Source organism: Geobacillus thermodenitrificans subsp. thermodenitrificans DSM 465, from assembly GCF_000496575.1.
In the GTDB taxonomy this organism is placed as follows: Bacteria; Bacillota; Bacilli; order Bacillales; family Anoxybacillaceae; genus Geobacillus; species Geobacillus thermodenitrificans.
The window spans coordinates 111,865-132,943 of the sequence record NZ_AYKT01000011.1 but is presented as its reverse complement, the minus strand read 5'-3'; the positions used below and the strand labels follow the sequence as shown (position 1 = coordinate 132,943).

22 protein-coding genes are annotated in these 21,079 nt (G+C 46.7%); 14 read left to right on the top strand and 8 right to left on the bottom strand.

Translation table 11 applies throughout. From position 1 onward, the window contains the following. Positions 1 to 11: 11 nt before the first annotated feature. On the bottom strand, positions 12 to 701 hold the full coding sequence (locus DSM465_RS0112225) for a hypothetical protein (RefSeq protein ID WP_029761471.1): 690 nt from the start codon (positions 699 to 701) through the stop codon (positions 12 to 14). Between the two features lie 278 nt (positions 702 to 979). Between DSM465_RS0112225 and DSM465_RS0112215 the strand changes: the two genes are divergently transcribed. Then, positions 980 to 1,957 (top strand): LacI family DNA-binding transcriptional regulator, encoded by a 978-nt coding sequence (locus tag DSM465_RS0112215; protein ID WP_029761470.1) that lies wholly within the window; start codon positions 980 to 982, stop codon positions 1,955 to 1,957. 1 nt (position 1,958) lies between these two features. Here DSM465_RS0112215 and DSM465_RS0112210 read toward each other — a convergent pair whose 3' ends face one another. Together DSM465_RS0112210 and DSM465_RS0112205 are read right to left on the bottom strand one after the other, a co-directional pair. Next, positions 1,959 to 2,639 (bottom strand): response regulator, encoded by a 681-nt coding sequence (locus DSM465_RS0112210; protein ID WP_011886824.1) that lies wholly within the window; start codon positions 2,637 to 2,639, stop codon positions 1,959 to 1,961. Between the two features lie 65 nt (positions 2,640 to 2,704). Next, a complete protein-coding gene (locus DSM465_RS0112205; protein ID WP_029761469.1) occupies positions 2,705 to 4,282 on the bottom strand; it encodes an ATP-binding protein in 1,578 nt (525 codons plus the stop codon). Positions 4,283 to 4,388: 106 nt separating this feature from the next. Here DSM465_RS0112205 and DSM465_RS0112200 point away from each other — a divergent pair, with 106 nt between their 5' ends. From DSM465_RS0112200 to DSM465_RS0112180, 5 genes are all read left to right on the top strand, one after another. Then, positions 4,389 to 5,435, top strand: coding sequence for a TRAP transporter substrate-binding protein (locus DSM465_RS0112200; RefSeq protein ID WP_029761468.1), 1,047 nt, complete (start codon positions 4,389 to 4,391; stop codon positions 5,433 to 5,435). Positions 5,436 to 5,614: 179 nt separating this feature from the next. Then, on the top strand, positions 5,615 to 6,880 hold the full coding sequence (locus tag DSM465_RS0112195; RefSeq protein WP_008881653.1) for a dicarboxylate/amino acid:cation symporter: 1,266 nt from the start codon (positions 5,615 to 5,617) through the stop codon (positions 6,878 to 6,880). Between the two features lie 309 nt (positions 6,881 to 7,189). Continuing rightward, positions 7,190 to 8,017: an aldo/keto reductase gene (locus DSM465_RS0112190; RefSeq protein WP_008881652.1), complete on the top strand. Its 828-nt coding sequence runs from the start codon at positions 7,190 to 7,192 to the stop codon at positions 8,015 to 8,017. Positions 8,018 to 8,173: 156 nt separating this feature from the next. Beyond that, on the top strand, positions 8,174 to 8,863 hold the full coding sequence (locus DSM465_RS0112185) for a zinc metallopeptidase (protein WP_008881651.1): 690 nt from the start codon (positions 8,174 to 8,176) through the stop codon (positions 8,861 to 8,863). Positions 8,864 to 8,993: 130 nt separating this feature from the next. After that, positions 8,994 to 10,346 (top strand): hemolysin family protein, encoded by a 1,353-nt coding sequence (locus tag DSM465_RS0112180; protein ID WP_011886828.1) that lies wholly within the window; start codon positions 8,994 to 8,996, stop codon positions 10,344 to 10,346. 76 nt (positions 10,347 to 10,422) lie between these two features. Here DSM465_RS0112180 and DSM465_RS0112175 read toward each other — a convergent pair whose 3' ends face one another. After that, positions 10,423 to 11,322: an RluA family pseudouridine synthase gene (locus tag DSM465_RS0112175; RefSeq protein WP_029761467.1), complete on the bottom strand. Its 900-nt coding sequence runs from the start codon at positions 11,320 to 11,322 to the stop codon at positions 10,423 to 10,425. A gap of 138 nt (positions 11,323 to 11,460) precedes the next feature. Here DSM465_RS0112175 and DSM465_RS0112170 point away from each other — a divergent pair, with 138 nt between their 5' ends. Beyond that, positions 11,461 to 11,859, top strand: a complete 399-nt coding sequence (locus DSM465_RS0112170; protein ID WP_008881648.1) for a YhcU family protein — start codon at positions 11,461 to 11,463, stop codon at positions 11,857 to 11,859. A 36-nt stretch (positions 11,860 to 11,895) separates the two neighbouring features. Here the strand turns inward: DSM465_RS0112170 and DSM465_RS0112165 are convergent, their stop codons facing one another. Beyond that, a complete protein-coding gene (locus DSM465_RS0112165; protein ID WP_008881647.1) occupies positions 11,896 to 12,372 on the bottom strand; it encodes a thioredoxin family protein in 477 nt (158 codons plus the stop codon). Then, positions 12,369 to 12,806 carry a disulfide formation protein C gene (locus DSM465_RS0112160; RefSeq protein WP_011886830.1) on the bottom strand — a complete coding sequence of 146 codons (438 nt, stop codon included), beginning with the start codon at positions 12,804 to 12,806 and terminating at the stop codon, positions 12,369 to 12,371. Before DSM465_RS0112160 ends, DSM465_RS0112165 begins: the two co-directional genes overlap by 4 nt. A gap of 241 nt (positions 12,807 to 13,047) precedes the next feature. Between DSM465_RS0112160 and DSM465_RS0112155 the strand changes: the two genes are divergently transcribed. Both DSM465_RS0112155 and DSM465_RS0112150 read left to right on the top strand, forming a co-directional pair. Further along, positions 13,048 to 13,494, top strand: coding sequence for a CBS domain-containing protein (locus tag DSM465_RS0112155; RefSeq protein WP_008881645.1), 447 nt, complete (start codon positions 13,048 to 13,050; stop codon positions 13,492 to 13,494). 113 nt (positions 13,495 to 13,607) lie between these two features. Next, the gene (locus DSM465_RS0112150) at positions 13,608 to 15,365 is read left to right on the top strand and encodes a phospho-sugar mutase (protein ID WP_011886832.1); all 1,758 of its coding nucleotides are present in this window, start codon (positions 13,608 to 13,610) and stop codon (positions 15,363 to 15,365) included. A 52-nt stretch (positions 15,366 to 15,417) separates the two neighbouring features. Here the strand turns inward: DSM465_RS0112150 and DSM465_RS0112145 are convergent, their stop codons facing one another. Next, positions 15,418 to 15,675 (bottom strand): YhdB family protein, encoded by a 258-nt coding sequence (locus DSM465_RS0112145; protein ID WP_008881643.1) that lies wholly within the window; start codon positions 15,673 to 15,675, stop codon positions 15,418 to 15,420. A gap of 180 nt (positions 15,676 to 15,855) precedes the next feature. On the opposite strand from DSM465_RS0112145, the gene DSM465_RS0112140 reads away from it, so the two are divergent. Continuing rightward, positions 15,856 to 16,104, top strand: coding sequence for a hypothetical protein (locus DSM465_RS0112140; protein WP_029761466.1), 249 nt, complete (start codon positions 15,856 to 15,858; stop codon positions 16,102 to 16,104). A 30-nt stretch (positions 16,105 to 16,134) separates the two neighbouring features. Here the strand turns inward: DSM465_RS0112140 and DSM465_RS0112135 are convergent, their stop codons facing one another. After that, complete coding sequence (locus tag DSM465_RS0112135; protein ID WP_029761465.1) at positions 16,135 to 16,740, bottom strand: DedA family protein; 606 nt, start codon at positions 16,738 to 16,740, stop codon at positions 16,135 to 16,137. A gap of 158 nt (positions 16,741 to 16,898) precedes the next feature. On the opposite strand from DSM465_RS0112135, the gene DSM465_RS0112125 reads away from it, so the two are divergent. From DSM465_RS0112125 to cydS, 4 genes are all read left to right on the top strand, one after another. After that, positions 16,899 to 18,320 (top strand): SpoVR family protein, encoded by a 1,422-nt coding sequence (locus DSM465_RS0112125; protein ID WP_011886835.1) that lies wholly within the window; start codon positions 16,899 to 16,901, stop codon positions 18,318 to 18,320. A gap of 284 nt (positions 18,321 to 18,604) precedes the next feature. After that, positions 18,605 to 19,951, top strand: coding sequence for a cytochrome ubiquinol oxidase subunit I (locus tag DSM465_RS0112115; RefSeq protein WP_029761464.1), 1,347 nt, complete (start codon positions 18,605 to 18,607; stop codon positions 19,949 to 19,951). Continuing rightward, the gene (locus DSM465_RS0112110; RefSeq protein ID WP_011886837.1) at positions 19,948 to 20,976 is read left to right on the top strand and encodes a cytochrome d ubiquinol oxidase subunit II; all 1,029 of its coding nucleotides are present in this window, start codon (positions 19,948 to 19,950) and stop codon (positions 20,974 to 20,976) included. The genes DSM465_RS0112115 and DSM465_RS0112110 overlap by 4 nt, the downstream gene beginning before the upstream one ends. Further along, positions 20,976 to 21,077 (top strand): cytochrome bd oxidase small subunit CydS, encoded by a 102-nt coding sequence (gene cydS, locus DSM465_RS20285; RefSeq protein WP_374717298.1) that lies wholly within the window; start codon positions 20,976 to 20,978, stop codon positions 21,075 to 21,077. Before DSM465_RS0112110 ends, cydS begins: the two co-directional genes overlap by 1 nt. The last annotated feature ends 2 nt before the right edge of the window (positions 21,078 to 21,079 follow it).

The window sequence follows — 21,079 nt, the reverse complement described above, 5'->3', positions numbered from 1 at the left end:
TCCCTAGCAAGTTATTGCTTTTGCAGTGTGGCCACCATGGCGAGCACAGCGCCAAGCACATCTTTTCCCTTAGGGGCGTGCACTGTCAAAAGCATCGGCGCCGGTTGGGTGCTGGCGATCACATGGACGGTAACACCGTCAGCTTGAGCGATGTACCAAAGAGCATCAGTGAACGGTTTTGGAAGTTGATTAGTTTGCTGACGGGCGGCGTTGGCGTCAATCGCTTGGGCATGTTCTTTGGCCAATTGTTCATAGTTTGTCTCCTCATTAGGAAGAAGGCGGATGCGGGCAAACGTGTCTCCATGGAGCAGTACATCAGCATGCGGTTCTTCGGCGTCGAGTGTCCATCCCTCTAGGACATAGAGCGAAAAATGTTGGTTGTCGCTTGTTGTCAACGTTGCTGTTCCTGTGACCGTTTGATTTCCAATTTGATAAGACAACGAAGTCGTCGGGCGGGAAAAGTCGGTTTCATCCCCCTTCGACCCATTTTGCCCCCCTCCTGCTTGCTTTTGTTCATCAACAGGGGGAATTTCTTGGCCGGTTGGTTCTGATGGTTGCATGTTGGTAGAAGTCTCGTCTAGACTAACTGTTTGTTTTCCTTTCGCTTCTTCCTCTTTTGATGAAGGTGTCTCTGTACCGCAACCGGCAAGCAAGGCAGCGGTGACGGCAATCAAGAAAAGCGATTTCCAATATGGAACCATCTTGATTCCTCCTTGCTATCCATATACCATTCATTATAGCAGTTGAAACAGTGGAAACAAACTGAATCTTCCCCTTACTTTTCCTTTTTTCTTACTTTCTTTTTATTTTCCGCGTTCAAGGCGATATGTGCGCCTCCCCAAATGATAGTGACGAGCAGAGCGAGTAAAGCAAATCCGTGAAGCATATGAACCCCCTCCTTTTGTATACTAGATGGTGAAATCAACATAATGGATGAAACGCGTTTCAAGTCAAGCGTTTTTTAGGAAGGGGTGGGAACGTGGCGAACATCCGTGATTTGGCGAAAGAAGCGGGTGTGTCAGTATCTACCGTATCAAGGGTATTAAACGGGTATCCATATGTGAGTGAGGAAAAGCGGAAGGCAGTTTGGGAAGCAGTTGAGAAGCTCAATTATACAAAAAACATCCAAGCCGTTCATTTGGCAAAAGGAAGGACAATGATTGTCGGAGTCATGCTTCCGTACATTCATCATCCTTATTTTTCAGCGGTCATTGAAGGGATTTCCAAAGAGGCGCTTCGTTATGGTTATCAGTTGCTTTTGTTTCAGACGAATTATGACGTAGAGCGGGAACTCGAGGCGTTAGAGCGGTTGCGAATGAAGCAAATGGATGGCTTGATTGTCTGTTCTCATGAAGTGGGATGGGAAATTTTTGACGCATACCAAGAAGAGGCCCCCATCGTTTTATGCGAGCAAGTGACAGAATATGATTTTTTCACGGTCTATATCGACCACTATCAAGCGTTTGCCAAAGCTCTTCACTATTTGGTGAAAAAAGGACATCGACGGATTGGCTATTGCATCGGGAGAAGGACAGGACCGAACAGCCAAGCGCGAGAAGCGGCGTATCAAGATGTGTTGCGTGATGTCGGCGTTACGCCCCAGCGCCAATGGATTTTTGACGGCTGTCTATTTCTTGAAGACGGAAAACGCGTGATCGAACAATGGATGGCAATGGAAGAGCGTCCGAGTGCATTGCTTGTAACGAGCGACCAAGTGGCAGCCGGTATCGTATTGGAGGCACGACGCATCGGGGTGCGCATTCCAGAAGAGCTTACTATCATCGGGTTTGATAATGATCCGCTGGCCGAAATGTTGGGCATTACGACAGTGGCACTCCCTCATTTTACGTTGGGGGAAAAAGCGTTTCGGCTTCTTCACCATTGGCTGGAGACAGGAAATGTTCCTCGAAAACAAGAAGAGTTGCCTACCCGGTTGGTCGTGCGGGCTACCGGGTAAGCTATATTCGTTTCAACTGATAGCGGTTGACGGGGCGACCAATACTGCCATATTGCACATCGAGCACAACCTTTCCACTTTTCTCAAGGTATTCTAAGTAGCGGCGAGCGGTGACGCGGGCGATGCCGACGCCTTCAGCCACTTCTTCAGCGGAGACAGGGGAGCACTGTTGGCGCAAATAAGTGACGACTTTTTCCAATGTCACTTCGTTTAATCCTTTTGGAAGTTCAGGGAGTGGGTCGACATACCGTTCGGCCGTTTGCCGCAACGCATCGAGTTCTGCTTGAGTGAGCGACTGTTTTTCGGCGAGCGATTGGCGGAATGCCCGATAGTTTTCTAGCGCTTGCTTGAGCCGTTCAAATTTAAACGGTTTGACAATATAATCAAACGCGCCGTTTTGTAAAACGCGGCGTACTGTTTCAATATCACTTGCGGCCGTGATGGCTAGAATGTCGACTTCATGCCCACGGGCGCGAATTTCCTTTAACGTTTCAAGGCCATCTAATTGCGGCATGTAAATGTCAATGACCGCTACATCAGGGTGGAGCTCCTCGATGAGGCGCAGTCCTTCTTCTCCGTTCCCGGCGAGGCCGACGACGGCAAAACCGTTCACTTGTTCAATCATTTGCCGGTTCACTTCTTGGACCATTGGGTCATCTTCAATGAGCAATACACGGTACATTGTCTTTCCCTCCTTTGGCTTGGGGCAGGGGCTTGTCGAATGCGGCTGCCACTGTATGAATGAGGTTACATATCAAATGTAATGGTAAATACGGTCCCTTTCCCTTCCTCAGACTGAACATCGATGTGACCGTTTCCTTTTTCCACAATTTGCTTCACTAAATATAGGCCGATGCCGCGCCCGTTTTGTCCTTTTGTTGAAAAGCCTTCGTCAAAAATGCGATTGATATGCTCGCGAGCGATGCCTTGGCCGTTATCTTCGATTGAGAGGGAGCAAATGTCTTCATTTTGTTCAATACTAACGTAAATTTCTTTTTCCCGACCGGTTACCCCTTGGAACGCATCGAAGGCGTTTTCAATTAAGTTGCCAAGGAGAACGACGAAATCATGGTGGTCGAGGCGCGGCGGAAAACGATAAAGGTGGCTGTGCCGGTCGATCGTCACAAGAATGCCAAGCTCTTTGCCGCGGCGGATTTTGCTTAACAATAACCCTGAAATGCTTTCGTCCTTGATGTTGCGGCTTAAAAACTGCGTGAGTTCCTCCTGCTCTTCTGTAACTTGAAACACGTATTCAAGCGCCTTCTCAATATGGCCAAGCTGGATCAGTCCGGCAATCGTATGGAGCTTATTCATGTATTCATGGTTTTGCACACGCAAGGCATGGACAAACGCTTTTACCCCCGTTAGTTCTTCAGCCAGCCGTTTCACTTCTGTGCGATCTTGGAAAATGCCGATTGCACCAACGGTTTTCCCATTAACTTTAATCGGGATGCGATTGCTCCAGATCGTTAAATTGCCAAGCTGCAGCTCTTTGTTATAAATCGGCTTGTTTACTTTCAATATTTCGGGAAGATACGTATCCGGAATGACAGAACGGATGGGCTGCCCAATCACATCCCCTTCGATACCAAGCATTTGTTTCGCCCGATCGTTAAAAATAGTAATATTTTCATTGCTGTCGATGGCGATGACGCCTTCGTGCATAGCGTTAAACGCCTCTGTTCGCTCAACAAGCAGTTTGGCAATTTCATGCGGTTCTAGTTCAAACATTTGCCGCTTAATATGAGAGGCGAGCAGCCAAGCTCCACTTCCACCAGCGAGCAACGACAAAATAACGGCCATGGCGATTTCTTCTTTTAGCGTATCAATTGCTTCTAAAAACGTTGGCAATCGGTAGGCGGCGATGACGACGCCAATCTGTTCATGGTGGCGATTCATAATAGGGACGAAGGCGCGAACTACTGTCCCGATTTCTCCACGTGCTTTTGATGTGTATGTATGTTCCGCGAACGCCGGCCCTTCATCAGCCCCGCGGGAGACGGTGCCAATCATTGATGGAAGCGGATGAGAGAGACGAATTTTATTCATATCGAGCACAACAATATAATCAGCGCTATGGATGATGCGTACCCGTTCGACGATCGGGTTTACGAGCGCCCGGTTTTCCTTTGGCCCGACAATGTGCTGCTTGACTTCCGGCAGTTCGGATACGGTGCGCGCTGTCAATAGGGCGCGTTGGCTTAACTCTTCTTCCTTTGTATGGAAAAAGTCGCTTATAATAAAAACACCACTCAGCAGCATCGAAAAGCTGACGATAACAAAAATTAAAATCGTAATTTTCCAACGGATCGGCAGTCGATTCATCGGTGAACTCCTCTGTTTAGGCAGAAAATTCATTATTATTTATTCTAACACGATTCCGGTGATATGATAAAAAGGAAGAAAACGATGGACGAAAACGGTGTGGACAATGGGAAAGCTATGGAAATTGTGGGTACTCCTTCTTATGATCGGCATCGGCCTTGTTGCTTGGAACATCAGCCGCCAAGCCGATCAGGAACGGATTGTGTACGACGATGAACAAAAAGGATTGCAAAAACAAATTATCATCTATTTTAGCCACGTCGTTGCGGAAAATACGCCGAAGGGGCTAGCAGCGCAAAAGTTTGCCGAACTCGTGGAACAAAAGACGAACGGCCGTGTCAAAGTCGAAGTGTTCGCGAACGGTTCGCTTTACTCGGATGGGGAGGAGCTTGATGCGCTGCTGCGCGGTGATGTACAAATGATTGCCCCGTCATTTTCAAAGGTCACAGAACTGATTCCGGAGTGGCAAGTGCTCGATTTGCCCTTTTTATTTCGCGATGATGACGATGTGCGTCGTGTGTTCACTGGAAAAGTCGGAGCTGAACTGCTCGGAATGCTTGAAGAAAAAGGAATCAAAGGACTAGCGTTTTGGAGCAACGGCTTTAAACAGATGATGGGAACAACTCGTCCGCTTATCGAGCCTGATGACTTCCGGGGCTTGCGTTTTCGTATTATGCCGAGCGAAGTGATCGATAAGCAGTTCCGCTTGCTTGGCGGTGAACCGGTTGCCGTTTCGTTTGACCATGTATACCGGGCGCTTGAGCAACATGAGTTTGATGGTCAGGAAAATACGATTTCCAACATCTATTCAAAGGGGTTTTACAAGTTTCAACCATATATTACGATTAGCAACCACGGCTATCTTGGCTATGCAGTCATGATGAACCGATCGTTTTGGGACAGTTTGCCGAAAGAGATTCAACAAAAAATAGCCGAAGCGATGACCGAGGCGACCCAATGGAATTTGCGGCAGTCAAAGGCACAAAACGAGCGGGAATTGCAACAGCTGAAGCAGCAAAAGAGCGTCCAGCTTTACTTGTTATCGGAAGAGGAAAGAAAGAGATGGGAACAGAAATTTGCCCCGTTGTATAAGGAGTTTACGAGACAATTCGGTTCTAGAATGTTGAATGAAATCAAGGAATTCCGTGAATAAGCTTCCATCAGTGGAAGCTTTTTTTATGGGAATCAACGCAGTTTTGTAGTTGCAACTTCGCAAACGTTTAAGACCAAAAAGACCAAAATGACCATTATCACCATAATATTTTTATTTGGCTGACTTTTCTTTATGATGTTGTTGAAAGCGTTGTCAAGACGGTGAAAGGAGTGGGAGAAATGAGGGGGAAATTCAAAAATTTAACCGTACAAGTCATTATCGGTATTGTTTTAGGGATTATCGTCGGATTTTTATTTCCGGAATTTGGTTCTAAATTAAAAGTGTTAGCTGATGGATTTATTAAGTTGATTAAAATGGTGATTGCCCCGATCATTTTCTTTACCGTTGTGATCGGGATCGGCAATATGGGAGACTTGAAAAAAATTGGTCGCATCGGCGGAAAGGCCCTCCTTTACTTTGAGATTGTGACGACGTTTGCGTTGGCGATTGGAATTGTTGTTGTTAACCTCATCAAACCAGGGGTTGGCTTCAACACTGATGCAGCCAAAGGTGGCGACATTTCACAATATACGAAGCAAGCGGAAGAAACAAGCCATGGGTTTGTTGATTTTGTGCTAAGCATTATCCCGGATAACGTTGTCGCGGCGATGGCCAGCGGGGAATTGCTTCCGGTGCTCTTCTTCGCCGTTCTGTTTGGATTGGCGGCGGCTGGTTTAGGGGAAAAAGCCAAACCAGTGCTTTCCTTGTTTGAGCGGATCGCAGAAATTTTCTTTGGCGTCGTCAACATGGTCATGAAGGTATCACCGATCGCCGCATTTGGTGCGATGGCGTATACGATCGGCACGTTCGGTCTCGGCTCGCTCGTGTCGCTCGGCAAGCTGATGGGATCGGTATATATTACGATGGCGCTCTTTATTTTCATCGTGCTCGGCGGGATTGCCAAGTTTTACGGATTTAACATCTTTAAGTTTCTCGCCTATATTAAAGAAGAATTGTTGCTCGTTCTTGGCACGTCTTCATCTGAATCGGCTTTGCCGCGGTTGATGGAGCGGCTTGAAAAATACGGTTGCTCGAAGTCGGTCGTTGGCCTTGTCGTTCCGACTGGATACTCGTTTAACTTGGACGGCACATCGATTTATTTGTCGATGGCGGCCATTTTCATCGCTCAAGCATACGGGATTGATTTAAGCATTTGGCAAGAGTTGACGTTGCTTGGAGTGTTAATGCTCACCTCGAAGGGGGCAGCAGGGGTGACCGGTTCGGGCTTTATCACCCTAGCCGCCACGTTAGCGGCGTTCCCAATGATTCCGGTCGAGGGTATCGCCTTGCTGCTTGGGGTCGACCGTTTTATGTCCGAGGCGCGGGCGATTACAAACATTATTGGCAACGCAGTAGCCACGGTTGTCGTTTCGAAAATGGAAAATGAGTTTCATCCTTCTGCTGAACAAAAACTAGCGGAAGAGAATATGACCATTGCGAAGTAAGAAACATGGGGCTGCTCCAAAAGGCCGCACAGTTGGCCTTTAGAGCAGCTTTTTTCTAGTACATTTAAGAAACGGAGTGGACTTCACTTTATGTTTCCGGCGATAAACGATTTTGGGTAGTGAAATACTACACTCCTATACAAACAACAAAGGGATGATGACAAGAGAGTGATGAATACTGCAGCCAAAATGAAAGTAAAGTAAGCACGTTTGAATCAAAATCCAAACGGCACCTTTGGGCATATATTTTGCTTTTTCTTGGCTGTTTTCCCATAATAAAACTATATAGATGTTGAAGGGGGAAGTAGAGTGAATAGTTTGCAAGATTGCACTGTATTACATAACGGTGTGAAAATGCCGTGGGTCGGTCTTGGTGTTTACAAAGTAAAAGAGGGAGAGGAAGTAAAAGGAGCGGTGCGTACCGCATTGGAGGTAGGATATCGCCATATTGATACGGCCGCTTTTTATGAAAACGAGGAAGGGGTCGGACAAGCGATCCGCGAATCGGGTATTCCGCGCGAGCAAGTGTTTGTGACAACGAAAGTATGGAATACGGACCAAGGATATGAAACGACGCTCAAAGCGTTTAATACAAGCTTGAAAAAGCTCGGCTTCGATTACGTTGACTTGTACTTAGTCCACTGGCCGGTGAAAGGGAAATATAAAGAAACGTACAAGGCGCTTGAAAAGCTGTATAAAGACGGCTATGTGCGCGCGATTGGTGTAAGCAACTTCCAAATTCACCATTTGCAAGATGTACTAGCCGATTGTGAAATTAAGCCTATGGTCAACCAAGTCGAGTATCATCCACGCCTAACGCAAAAAGAGCTGCATGCGTTCTGTCGAGAAAACGGCATCCAGCTTGAGGCATGGTCGCCGCTTATGCGCGGGGAAATTTTAAACGAACCAACAATCGTTGAGATTGGGAAAAAATACGGAAAAACACCGGCGCAAGTCGTGCTGCGTTGGGATTTGCAAAACGGTGTCGTGACGATTCCGAAATCGGTGACGCCGGCGCGCATTAAAGAAAACGCTACTATTTTCGACTTTTCGCTGACAGATGAGGAAATGAGACAAATCGATGCGTTAAACTTGAACAAGCGGATTGGAGCCGATCCGGACAATTTCAATTTTTGATGAATGGATCGGTTAAACAGCGCCTATCGTCGGCGCTGTTTTTTCTAGAGATATGATGAAACCAAAGCGGTATGTTTGACGTATGAAACAATGAACAAGTACAATAAATAATAGTATATACATTGGATGATCATTAGAAAAACGGAGGGTGCTGCGATGCTATTCCATCCGATGGATATTTTCATTTTTATTGCTTTCTTGATCTCGCTTTGGGCACAATGGAAAGTGTCGAGCAACTTCAAAACTTGGTCCGAAGTCCCGGCTTCATCAGGCTTGACGGGAGCGGAAGTGGCGCGCATGATTTTGGATCGTCACGGCTTGCACCATGTGCCGGTTGAGGTCGTGCCGGGGCGGCTTTCTGACCATTACGATCCAATTTCCCGCGTCGTTCGTTTGTCCGAACCGGTCTTTTACGGGCGCTCAATCGCATCCATTTCCGTTGCCGCTCATGAAGTCGGCCATGCTGTTCAGCATCAGCAAGGGTACGCGGCGCTTGTTCTTCGCCACCGGATGTTTCCAATTGTGAACTTCGCTTCCGGTGTGGCTCCGTTTTTGCTGTTGGTGGGATTTTTGCTTCAACAATTTTCGTTGCTCGGTCTCGGCATTTTGTTCTTCTCACTGGCAGTGGCGTTTCAGATTATTACGCTGCCCGTCGAGTTTAATGCAAGTGCACGGGCGAAACGGTTTATGCTCGCTGAAGGAGTGATCGCTCCAGATGAAACGCGCGGCGTGAACAAAGTGCTTGGGGCAGCAGCGTTGACGTATGTCGCTGCGACATTGATTGCTGTGCTTGAGTTGCTGAAATATGTACTCATTTTTACCCAAGCGAACAATAGCGAAGAGTAAACCGTTCGCCGCCGCTTCGGACCGCCCGCCGTTGGCGGCCGTTCGGCGGCATTACTGTCTATAGGGTGCTGTTGAAACTTTTATTCGCAGGAGGTGTAACCTGGGCGCTCCATCCGCGCTCAGAGACAAATTGGACATAGCCAGTTTGCTGTTAGTGGCATTGCTCATCGCTTGCACCGCCTTTTTCGTCGCTTCGGAATTTGCGATCGTCAAAGTGCGCAGTTCGCGCATCGACCAACTTGTTAATGAAGGAAATAAACAGGCGGTGGCGGCGAAAAAAGTGATTTCGAATTTGGACGGTTATTTATCGGCGAACCAGCTTGGCATTACTCTTACTTCACTTGGCCTTGGTTGGCTTGGGGAGCCGACGGTGGCGCGGATGTTGCTGCCGCTGTTTGAACGCCTCCATTTATCGGAATCCGTCTCCCACTTTTTAGCGTTTATTATTTCATTTTCACTCATTACGTTTTTGCACGTTGTTGTCGGTGAATTGGCGCCGAAAACGTTTGCCATTCATAAGGCGGAAGCGATTACGTTGTGGACAGCCAAGCCGCTTATTTGGTTTTACAAAATCATGTATCCGTTCATTTGGACACTCAACAATTCTGCGCGGCTCGTGACACGCCTGTTCGGCCTTAGGCCGGTGGCCGAGCATGAAATCGCCCACTCCGAAGAAGAGTTGCGTTTGATTTTATCGGAAAGTTACAAAAGTGGGGAAATTAACCAATCTGAGTACCGCTATGTTAACAACATTTTTCGTTTTGACGACCGTGTGGCCAAAGAAATTATGGTACCGCGTAAAGAAATCGTGGCGTTAGACATTAACAAGAGCGTCAAGGAGAATTTAGCCATCATTCAAGAAGAAAAATATACGCGTTACCCAGTTATCGATGGAGATAAAGACCATGTACTCGGGCTCATTAATGTAAAAGAAGTATTTACAGATTTTGTTGCTAACCCGTCAAACGAAAAACAAATGAAAGATTACATTCGTCCGATTATTCAAGTCATTGAATCGATCGCCATTCATGACTTGCTCGTAAAAATGCAAAAAGAGCGCATCCACATGGCGATTTTAGTGGACGAGTATGGCGGTACGTCCGGACTTGTTACGGTCGAGGACATTTTGGAAGAGATTGTTGGCGAGATTCAAGATGAGTTCGACATTGATGAAACGCCTTTGATCCAAAAAATTGATGACCGATTTATTTTGGATGGTAAAGTGCTCATTGGCGAAGTGAATGACTTGTTGGGGCTAGAGCTTGATGATGACGATGTCGATACGATTGGCGGTTGGGTTTTGACGAAATATTACGACATTCAGACGGGTGACAGTGTGGAAATTGATGGTTATCTCTTTACGGTGAAAGAAATGGATGGCCATCATGTCAAGACGTTGGAAGTGGTGAAAAAAGAACCAAAGCCGGATGAAGAGGAAAGCGAGCCGGCGGATGCGGGGGAAGAGGAGCAGTTGCGCTTGTAAGGCAGACGGGAGAACCGTCTGCCTTTTTATCATCTTTATCGACCACATCTCCATCCCAAGCAAAAACAGGGAGCGCTCAATGGTAAATGTGTGAGAGATCAACCGGGAAATCGTTCGTCGGCGCGAGGCAAACGATTTCTTCATTAGTAAACGGATGGCGGAACGTTAGTTTAACGGCATGAAGCGCATGGCGATGAAACGTTGGTTGGCCGCCATAAAGCATATCGCCGACAAGCGGGTGACCAAGATGGGCCAAATGGACGCGAATTTGGTGTGTCCGCCCGGTGTCAAGGTTTAGCTCAACGAGCGAGGCGGATGGAAACGTTTCAAGCACGCGATAATGTGTCACTGCCCTCGCTCCTGTTTTTGAGACGCGCCGGCGCGTCGGATGATGGCGGTCACGACCGATCGGCGCGGAAATCGTACCTGATTTCGGTGACAGGCGGCCATGAACGAGGGCGACATACGTCCGCTTAATGGTACGATGAGCAAGCATTCGGTCAAGCGTCGCCCCGGCGAGCGGATGTTTGGCAAATAAAATCGTCCCTGACGTATCACGGTCGAGCCGATGAATATGGCGCACTTTTGTCAAAATGGCCTGCGATTGCAAATAAAAGGCAACCGCATTAGCAAGTGTGCCCGTCTGTTCTGGCTCGGATGGATGGATATCGATACCAGCTTCTTTATTCAAGATGAGCAAGTGCTCGTCTTCCCATAAGACGGAAAGCTCCCGGTATTCCGGGATGATTAGTGACGGCTCTGGTTCATACGCATAAAGCTGAAGTCGATCCCGTTCACGAAGTGTCGTCTGCCAAGAGACGGCTTGGCCGTTCAGTTTGACGCCCTGTTCCATTCGCCAGCGGTGGGCGAGTTTTTTTGAAGCGGCCCAAACTTCTTTGAGCAGCTGCTCAATGGTCAGCTCACTCCATAGGCTGGGGATGATGCATTCAAGCCAATCGCCTTTTCTTGTCCACAAACGTTGCTATACCTCCCAGTTCCCTGTAGTCGAGGAAACACTTTCTACCTCTATAGGTGTATTGAATATGATACACTCATAGTATCGTTTTAGCGATGGAGAACGCAAGCATTGTAACAAGAAAAGGTGGTATGAACATTGAAAATTATGTACGCGGTGACTCCAGAGCAAGAAAATTACATGCATTATTTATTGAACTATTTCTACACTGACATTTTCCCATACTATTTTGATGATGAGCAAATTCACCAATTTGAGGAACTTGGCATTCTTTCGTTGGAACATGAGCATGTTACATATAACGGAACGATGAAAGAGGCGTTTCAAATCATCTCAGCGCTGCAGTCGTTGATTACGGTCATCGAACATATTGGTGAGCAAGGAGAGTGCGAACAATACGAGTGGTTGTTTGTGCGTAATCAAAACATTTTGGCTCGTCATGGCATCTCTTTTCCGTTTCAGGCAAAGCAGTTTACCCATAAGAAGGCGCTACGGTGCAGCGTCTATTTTCCTGCGACGAGCCAGTGGGTGATGTAAGGAAAAAGGAGCTAAGCCGCCATCGGGCGCAGCTCCTTAGTTTTTTTGCTCCGACAATGAGGAGAACCATTGGCGGAACGTTTGTTTATCGTGATACCCTTCAATGCGTTTCGTCTCTTTTCCGTTTTCGTAATGGACGATGGTCGGGGTGGATTCAATCCCATATGTATCCCAGCCATTTTCAAATTCGAGCAAGTTAAACAGTTTTAAATCGATGCCAAGCTGTTTGGTTAACGGCACGACAATTGGTGTTGTCCGCCGACAATGTGGGCATGTTGGACTGTAAAAATAAACGGTAAGAGACTTTCCATCGGCTAGCTGTTGTTTTAACTCGTCAGGCAAAATAATGTTTTGGTAATTCGGATCATCGAGTTGATCGATGGTGGCCGGATGCAGCTCGCTTTTCTGATAAGGATTATTTTTAGCTGCTTCTTTTTGTTCATACAACGTAACAAAAGCAATAGCAGCAAATAAAACGACAATTACCCCGCCAAATATGAGCAGTTTTTTCAACGTTCATTCTCCTCCTTTTGCTGCCGCATAACAGCAAGGCTCAAGAAAATGATAATGGTAAAGGCCGTCAACGCCAAAAATGGAATGGTAATAAAGCCGAGCCAGTTAATGTATTGTCCTGTACATAGGACACGGCCGCAGCTGATGGCGTAGTCTTGGAAAAACGGGATCTTTTGTAAGGAATAGTGATATAAAGAAATCATGCCCCCGATAATCGATAGCGCCAAACTATAACGGGCAGCTGTAAAATCTTTGCGAACGATGGCGATTCCTAAAATGATGACTTGTGGATACATAAAAATACGTTGAAACCAACATAAGTCGCAAGGAATAAAACGAAGCACTTCAGAAAAGTATAAACTCCCAAGGGTGGCAACAAACGCTGTCGCCCAAGCGAACAACAATAAATGTTCTCTTCGTTTTTCTTCCTCCATGTGTGCACCTTCTTTCTTATGCAGTGCTGACGACAGTAGCCATCTTGGCGAGAAAATTAGCGGGGAAATCGTCATTTTCAGCTTTGGCTTCCCGATTACTGCTTTCTTTCAGCGAAAGAACTTAACTTCATTATAAGGGATGAAAAATGGCACGTCCATTCGCAACCGCCAAAGGGCATATTTTCTATCTATTATCCCCCAGCAAACGAGCCATACTAATCGGTGAAAGGGGAGGATTACATTGACCAACAACAATGCGAACAAAGTGCAGGACATTATGACGAAAAACGTCGCGACCGTTTCGCCGAATCAAACGGTGCAAGAAGCAGCGCAAATCATGAGCCAAAAAAATATTGGCGCGCTTCCGGTTGTGGAAAGCGGGCAAGTCAAAGGGATGATTACCGACCGCGATATTACGCTCCGCGTCACATCCCAAGGGAAAGACCCGGCGGCAGTAAAAGTATCAGATGTCATGACCAACCAAGTCGTCACTGGTACGCCAAACATGAGCGTCCAAGATGCGGCTAACGTCATGGCGCAGCACCAAGTTCGTCGTTTGCCAATTGTAGAGAACAACCAGCTTCAAGGCATCGTTGCTTTAGGGGATATCGCGACGAACAGCGCATCAAATGAAGCGGCTGAACAAGCGCTAACGAACATTTCCGAACCGTCACAGCCACAAGGATAATGGAAGAAAAAGGGTGTCCATATTTTCCAGGACATCCTTTTTCTTTTAGCAGGTATATTGTATGATGGCAACGAATACATAAACAGGAGAAATAAAGATTGGAGGTAACAGCAATGGAGTGGAGACAAAAATATGAACAATGGCTTCGCGAACCGCAGTTGGATCCAGAGCTGAAGCAGCTTCTGGAGCAACACCGTGACGATGAGCGGTGGCTCGAAGATTGTTTTTACAAAAACTTGGAATTTGGCACCGGCGGTATGCGCGGTGAAATTGGACCGGGGACGAACCGAATGAACATTTATACGGTTCGGAAAGCCTCGGAGGGTTTGGCACGATACATACAATCGTTTGGCAATGAGGCGAAACAGCGTGGAGTCGTCATTGCCTACGACTCCCGGCATAAATCGCCGGAATTCGCCATGGAAGCGGCGAAAACGTTAGCTACAAACGGCATTCAAACATACGTGTTTGATGAATTGCGGCCGACGCCGGAGCTGTCGTTTGCCGTTCGTCATTTGGGAGCATTTTCTGGCATTGTCATTACCGCCAGCCATAACCCACCGGAATATAACGGCTACAAAGTATATGGTGAAGACGGAGGGCAGCTGCCGCCGGATACTGCTGATGAAGTGATCCGCTACGTCAATGAAGTCGAGAACGAGCTCGCCATTCATGTCGAGGATGAAGAAACGTTAAAAGAAAAAGGGCTGATCCGCATCATTGGCCAAGAAATTGATGAGGCGTATGTGAATGCCGTAAAAACCATCTCGCTTCATCCGGAACTGGCTCAAGAGACGGATATTCGCATCGTGTTTACGCCGCTTCACGGCACGTCAAACAAACCGGTGCGCCGTGTGCTAGCTGAACTTGGCTACCAAAACGTTTTTGTCGTTCAGGAGCAAGAACAGCCGGATCCGAATTTTTCAACTGTTGCCTCACCAAACCCAGAAGAGCATGCAGCTTTTGCCTTAGCGATTGAGCTTGGCAAGCAAGTAAATGCCGACTTGCTCATTGCCACCGACCCGGACGCAGACCGGCTCGGCATTGCTGTAAAAAATGAGCAAGGAGAGTATGTCGTTTTAACCGGTAACCAAACGGGTGGGCTGCTGCTTCATTATTTATTGTCTCAGCGGAAAGAAAAAGGTTTACTGCCACAAAATGGCGTCGTCTTAAAAACGATCGTGACATCCGAGTTTGGCCGGGCGATTGCTGACTCGTTCGGTTTGGAGACGATCGATACGCTGACCGGATTTAAATTCATTGGTGAAAAAATCAAGGAATATGAACAAACGGGTCAGTATACGTTCCAGTTTGGCTATGAGGAAAGTTACGGATATTTAATCGGGGATTTTGCACGCGATAAAGATGCGGTACAGGCAGCTGTTCTTGCAGCGGAAGTGTGTGCGTTTTACAAACAGCAGGGGCTGTCTCTGTATGAAGCGCTTCTTCAATTGTTTGACAAATACGGGTATTACCGTGAAGGGCAACAGTCGCTCACGTTAAAAGGCAAGGAAGGAGCGGAAACGATCGCTGCTATTTTATCGTCATTCCGCGAGCAACCGCCGGTTGAGGCAGCTGGGAAAAAAGTGACAGTGATCGAGGATTACAAAACGAAGGAGCGGACGAATACGTTAACTGGGGAGAAAACTGCCATCACACTTCCAACTTCGAACGTCTTGAAATACGTATTAGAGGATGGCTCTTGGTTTTGTCTGCGTCCATCAGGGACGGAGCCGAAAATGAAAGCGTACTTTGGTGTCAAAGGAACATCACTGCAAGATAGTGAAGAAAAATTGGCGAACCTTACTGATGCTGTCATGCAACGAGTGCATGACGTCTTGCGTACCGTTTCGCCTTCTTATGCTCAATAATCAATGAACAATCAACGGCGGGGAATTGGACGAAACCAATTCCCCGTTGCTTTTACGAGTAAAAATATGCGTACTGCTCGACTCCCATTTTTTGTTCACTCACCTCAAGCGCATGATCAATATAGCGCAATAAGGCAGTGAGCCTCTCCTGAATGACGGAGTAGTCGTGCTCGAAATTATAGGCGTGGAGAAATTTCTCAATTTTTTTCGACAGCATGTCATCAGGCGTGCGCACCATTAAAATGAGCAAATTGTCCCATTCGGAGCGATGCGTATAATAAAGCGCCCTATCATAGTCGATGGTGTTCAAGCGGCATGCCTCCTTTATCAAGAAGGAGTCATTGTTAGTGTATGACGGCTAAACGTTTTGTTGCGCTGTAAATGTTGTGTCATGAGGGAAAATATAAATTATAACCGAAATGGAGAGAAAAAAGGAAAAGTAAATGTTGTGATTTTTTGACAATAATAGTATCCTCTAAGCAAGGGGATGATGAGAATGAACAAACGACACGAGGGACAAGAAATGATAAAGATGTGCAAATGGATGGCGTCTGTCGGCTTAATCGTTGGAATAGCACTTTTTTTGCTCAGTTTTATCGCAAACGCTTACAATAAAGACTTTTTCCTAACGATCGTCAGCCTCGGAATCATCGGAGCCTCCATGGTCATGTTTGGATTTGGCTTGTTTATGGGCTTGTTGATAGAAACGTATCAACGCGATTCGACCGAAAATGTATAGTGCGGGTAGAGAAAGAAAAAGCACCGGCGTTCAATCCGGTGGTTTTTGTTTTTGTTGGGCATGCCAGTAGAAAACCGTGAAAATGAAAACGGCCAGAAAAACGGAAAATAAAAATGGACGGTAGGCATCGATGTACTGCCTGAAAGCCATCCAGCGGCTTTCGAAATAGGTGCCGATCGTCAAAAAAACCGCGACCCACACCACCGCTCCACTGTAGGCGAACAAGGCAAATTTTCTCCAATCGTAAGCATTCACGCCGGCCCAAAAGGCGGCGAGATGCCGAACGCCCGGGATGAAATAGCAAATGAATAATACGGCTGGGCCGAGCTTCGAGAAGAGTGTTTTCGTTTGTTGGAGCCGCTTTTCTGTTATATGGAGCTTTGGGCCGAATTTATGCAAAAACGGCAAGCCGAGCGTAATTCCAAGAATGTAACCGAGCGAAATGCCGGTAGTTGCCCCAAACAAGCAGACAAGAAAGGCGAGCGGATACGAAAATGCGCCGGTGGAGACGCGGTAACCGGTATAGATCAACAATAGTTCGTCAGGAATCGGCAGCCCGACGATGCCAAGCATAAGCGCGATCATAATGCCGACATAGCCAAAGTGATCGATGAGATGGTGCAAATAATGTTGCAAATCATCACCACGCTTTGCTGCAATTTTTATATGACCATTATAATGAAAAAAGTGAAAAATGAAAATGAGTGGCAGCCGGGGAACGATGACAAACGATTGAACGTATCAAAACGCCTTTTTCCTCATACATTGTGATAAGGGGAAAAGGGGGGATTAGGATGCGGCAGGACGAGCTGAAAGAGCTGGAACGGGCGATTGCTGAGATTACGGAAATTGCTGAAGGATTTGGTCTGGATTTTTACCCGATGCGCTATGAAATTTGCCCGGCGGACATTATTTACACGTTCGGCGCCTACGGAATGCCGACGCGTTTTTCCCATTGGAGTTTTGGAAAGCAGTTTTACAAAATGAAGCTGCATTACGACTTAGGGTTAAGCAAAATTTACGAACTCGTCATCAATTCGGATCCTTGTTATGCATTTTTGCTTGATACGAACACGCTTATTCAAAATAAGTTGATCGTCGCCCACGTGTTGGCGCATAGCGACTTTTTCAAAAACAATATTCGCTTCAGCAACACGAAGCGCGATATGGTTGAGAGCATGGCGGCGACAGCTGAACGGATTAAGCGTTATGAACATCAATATGGAAAGCTGGAAGTGGAAAAATTTTTAGATGCCGTCTTGGCCATTCAAGAGCATATCGACCCGTCGCTGTTGCGGCCGAAATTGTCATGGACATGGGAAGATACGGAGGTGTACGAGGAAGAAGAACAGCCAAAAACATCAACGCCATACGATGACTTATGGTCGCTTGATGAACGGAACAAGCCAAAAACGCCGCCACGGAAAAAACGGCGCAAGTTTCCGCCGCAGCCGGAAAAAGATGTGCTATTGTTCATTGAAGAATATAGCCGCGAGCTCGAGGACTGGCAGCGTGATATTTTGACGATGATGCGCGAAGAAATGCTCTATTTTTGGCCACAGCTCGAGACAAAAATCATGAATGAAGGCTGGGCGACGTATTGGCATCAGCGCATTTTGCGCGAGATGGATTTGACGAGTGATGAAGCGATCGAATTTGCTAAACTGAACGCCAACGTCGTGCAGCCGTCGCGCACCGGCATCAACCCGTATTATTTAGGATTGAAAATTTTTGAAGACATTGAAGAGCGATGGAACAATCCGACGGAAGAAATGAAAAAATATGGCGTCAAACCAGGATCGGGACGAGCGAAACTTTTTGAAGTGCGTGAGTTGGAGTCCGACATCTCGTTTTTGCGTAATTATTTGACGAAAGAGCTCGTCATGCGTGAAGATATGTATTTATTCCAAAAGCAAGGAAAAGATTACAAAATTGTGGATAAAAACTGGGAGAATATCCGTGATCAGCTCGTCAGTATGCGGGTGAACGGCGGATTCCCATACATTACAGTGAATGATGGCGATTATATGCGCAATGGGGAGCTATACTTAAAGCATTGGTACGAGGGAATTGAATTGGATTTGAAGTATTTGGAAAAGGTATTGCCATACATTTATCAGTTGTGGGGACGCCCCGTTCATATGGAGACGGTCGTCGAAGAAAAACCAATGCTGTTTACGTATGACGGGAAGACGGTGCATCGCAAATATTTATAATTCAGGGCAGGGATATCCTGCTTTTTTTGTTTGTCACGATGGATATGTGAAAAATGACACAAATTATTCGAAATTATGCCGGATAATGTTGCTGATCTTATGAAATAATATGAAGTGGATTATTTGTGATAATTGTCACAAACTCATCAATATTGTCTGTTTGTCCGGGGGGATGGTTATGTGGGAGCGGCATGAAAAAACGCTTGTATTTATTAGCTTTGCTGTTGCGGCAGTGGCGTTGCTTTCCTTGATTGGCCGCTTGTTTTCATAAGGGGGGATGAATCATGAACGGCTATGATCCAGTGTTGCTTAGCCGTATTTTGACAGAATTGACGTTAACGGTCCATATTATTTACGCCACGATTGGTGTCGGGGTCCCGCTTATGATCGCTATTGCTCAGTGGGTTGGGATTCGCAAAAACGACATGCATTACATCTTGCTCGCCCGACGTTGGACGCGCGGCTTTGTCATCACTGTAGCGGTCGGGGTGGTGACTGGAACGGCGATCGGCTTGCAGCTATCGCTTTTATGGCCGAACTTTATGCAGCTGGCTGGTCAGGTGATCAGCTTGCCGCTATTCATGGAAACATTTGCTTTCTTTTTTGAAGCCATTTTCTTGGGCATTTATTTGTACACATGGGATCGGTTCAAAAATCAAAAAAAACATTTGCTTTTGCTCATTCCGGTGGCCATCGGCTCTTCGGCATCAGCCATGTTTATTACGATGGTGAACGCGTTTATGAATACGCCGCAAGGGTTTGAGTTGAAAAACGGAGAGCTTGTCAACATTGATCCTATCGTGGCTATGTTCAACCCAGCGATGCCGACAAAGGTCGCTCATGTGTTGGCAACGTCATATATGACGTCGGCATTCGTGCTCGCCTCGATCGCTGCTTGGCATTTATGGAAAGGCAACCGCCACATTTACCATCGTAAAGCACTTCATTTAACGATGAAAACAGCTTTTATTTTTTCCGTAGCTAGTGCGTTGGTCGGTGACTTATCCGGAAAATTTTTAGCCGAATACCAGCCAGAAAAGCTGGCAGCCGCTGAATGGCATTTTGAAACGAGTTCCCACGCGCCGCTTATCTTGTTCGGCACGCTTGAAGAAGACAACGAAGTGAAATATGCTTTGGAAATCCCATATGCTCTTAGTATTTTGGCCCATAACCATCCCGCTGCAGTTGTGACTGGACTGAATGATATTCCGGAAGATGAGCGTCCGCCGCTGTACATTCATTACTTATTTGATATGATGGTTACGATCGGTGTGTTTTTAATGGTTGTCGCAGCCGTATATTGGCTTGGATCAATTTTCCGATGGAAATGGACGGCGAAAAATTGGTTTTTTGGGTTGTTAGTGGCAGGAGGGCCGTTGGCGATGATCGCGATTGAGGCTGGATGGTACTTAGCGGAAGTCGGGCGGCAACCGTGGATTTTGCGCGGCTATATGAAAACCGCAGAAGGGGCGACAACGTCCGCGCATGTTGATACGATGCTTGTTTTGTTTTGCCTTTTGTATATAGTGTTGGTCATTGCAAGTGCAACAGTGCTCATTCGCATGTTCCGCCGCAACCCGGTCGAACGGGAGCTGGAAGAACGCGCGAATAGGGGGGAGGTGGCGCCATGACGCTCGAAGTCATCGGCATCTCGGTACTATGGCTGTTTTTGTTCGGCTACATTATTGTTGCCTCGATTGATTTCGGAGCCGGGTTTTTTAGCGTTTATAGCCATTGGGCAAACCAACAGCATATTTTGCATCGCATCATTCAGCGTTATCTTTCCCCTGTATGGGAAGTGACGAACGTCTTTCTCGTCTTTTTCTTTGTTGGCATTGTCGGCTTTTTTCCAAAAACAGCGTATTATTACGGATCGATTTTGCTTGTTCCTGCAAGCATTGCCATTGTTTTGTTAGCCATCCGCGGCTCGTACTATGCGTTTCATACGTACGGGGAGACAGAGCGGAATTGGTATTTGCTCGCTTATGGATTGACGGGTTTGTTTATTCCCGCCTCGCTGTCAATCGTGTTGACGATTTCCGAAGGCGGATTTGTAGAAGAAAGCGCGGCGGGTGTTGCGCTTGACTATGGGAAGCTGTTTGCGAGCCCGTTGTCATGGAGTGTTGTGTTGTTAAGTGTGACGAGCGTTCTTTATATTTCTGCTGTTTTTTTGACGTATTATGCGGACGCGGCTGGGGATGAACAAGCGCGGGCGCTGTTACGCCGCTACGCCCTTCTTTGGAGCGGGCCAACGATGTTGTCAGCGCTGCTCATTATATACCAGCTCCGCTACCATAATCCTGAGCATTATGACAATCTATGGAATGTAGCATGGATGTTGGTTATTTCCTTTTTGTTTTTCGTCATCACAGTTTGGCTGCTTGGGCGGCAGCGGCGATTCGGATGGGCGTTTATTGCGCTTTTGTTTCAATATGCGTTCGCCTTTTACGCCTATGGCATTTCGCATTATCCGTATTTGCTATATCCCTATTTGACGATTTATGACGGGTTTACGAATGAAACGATGGCCATGGCGTTGATCGTCGCGTTTATTGCAGGATTACTGTTGTTAATTCCGTCGCTTTATTTACTTATGCGTCTCTTTTTGTTTAACAAGGCGTACGTCAAAGGAAAATGGGAAGGAGGAAAAGGGTGATGCAAACATTTTTGATCATGTATGCACCGATGGTTGTCGTCGTACTGTCGGTCGTTGCTGCGTTTTGGGTTGGCTTGAAAGATGTGCACGTGAATGAGTAAAC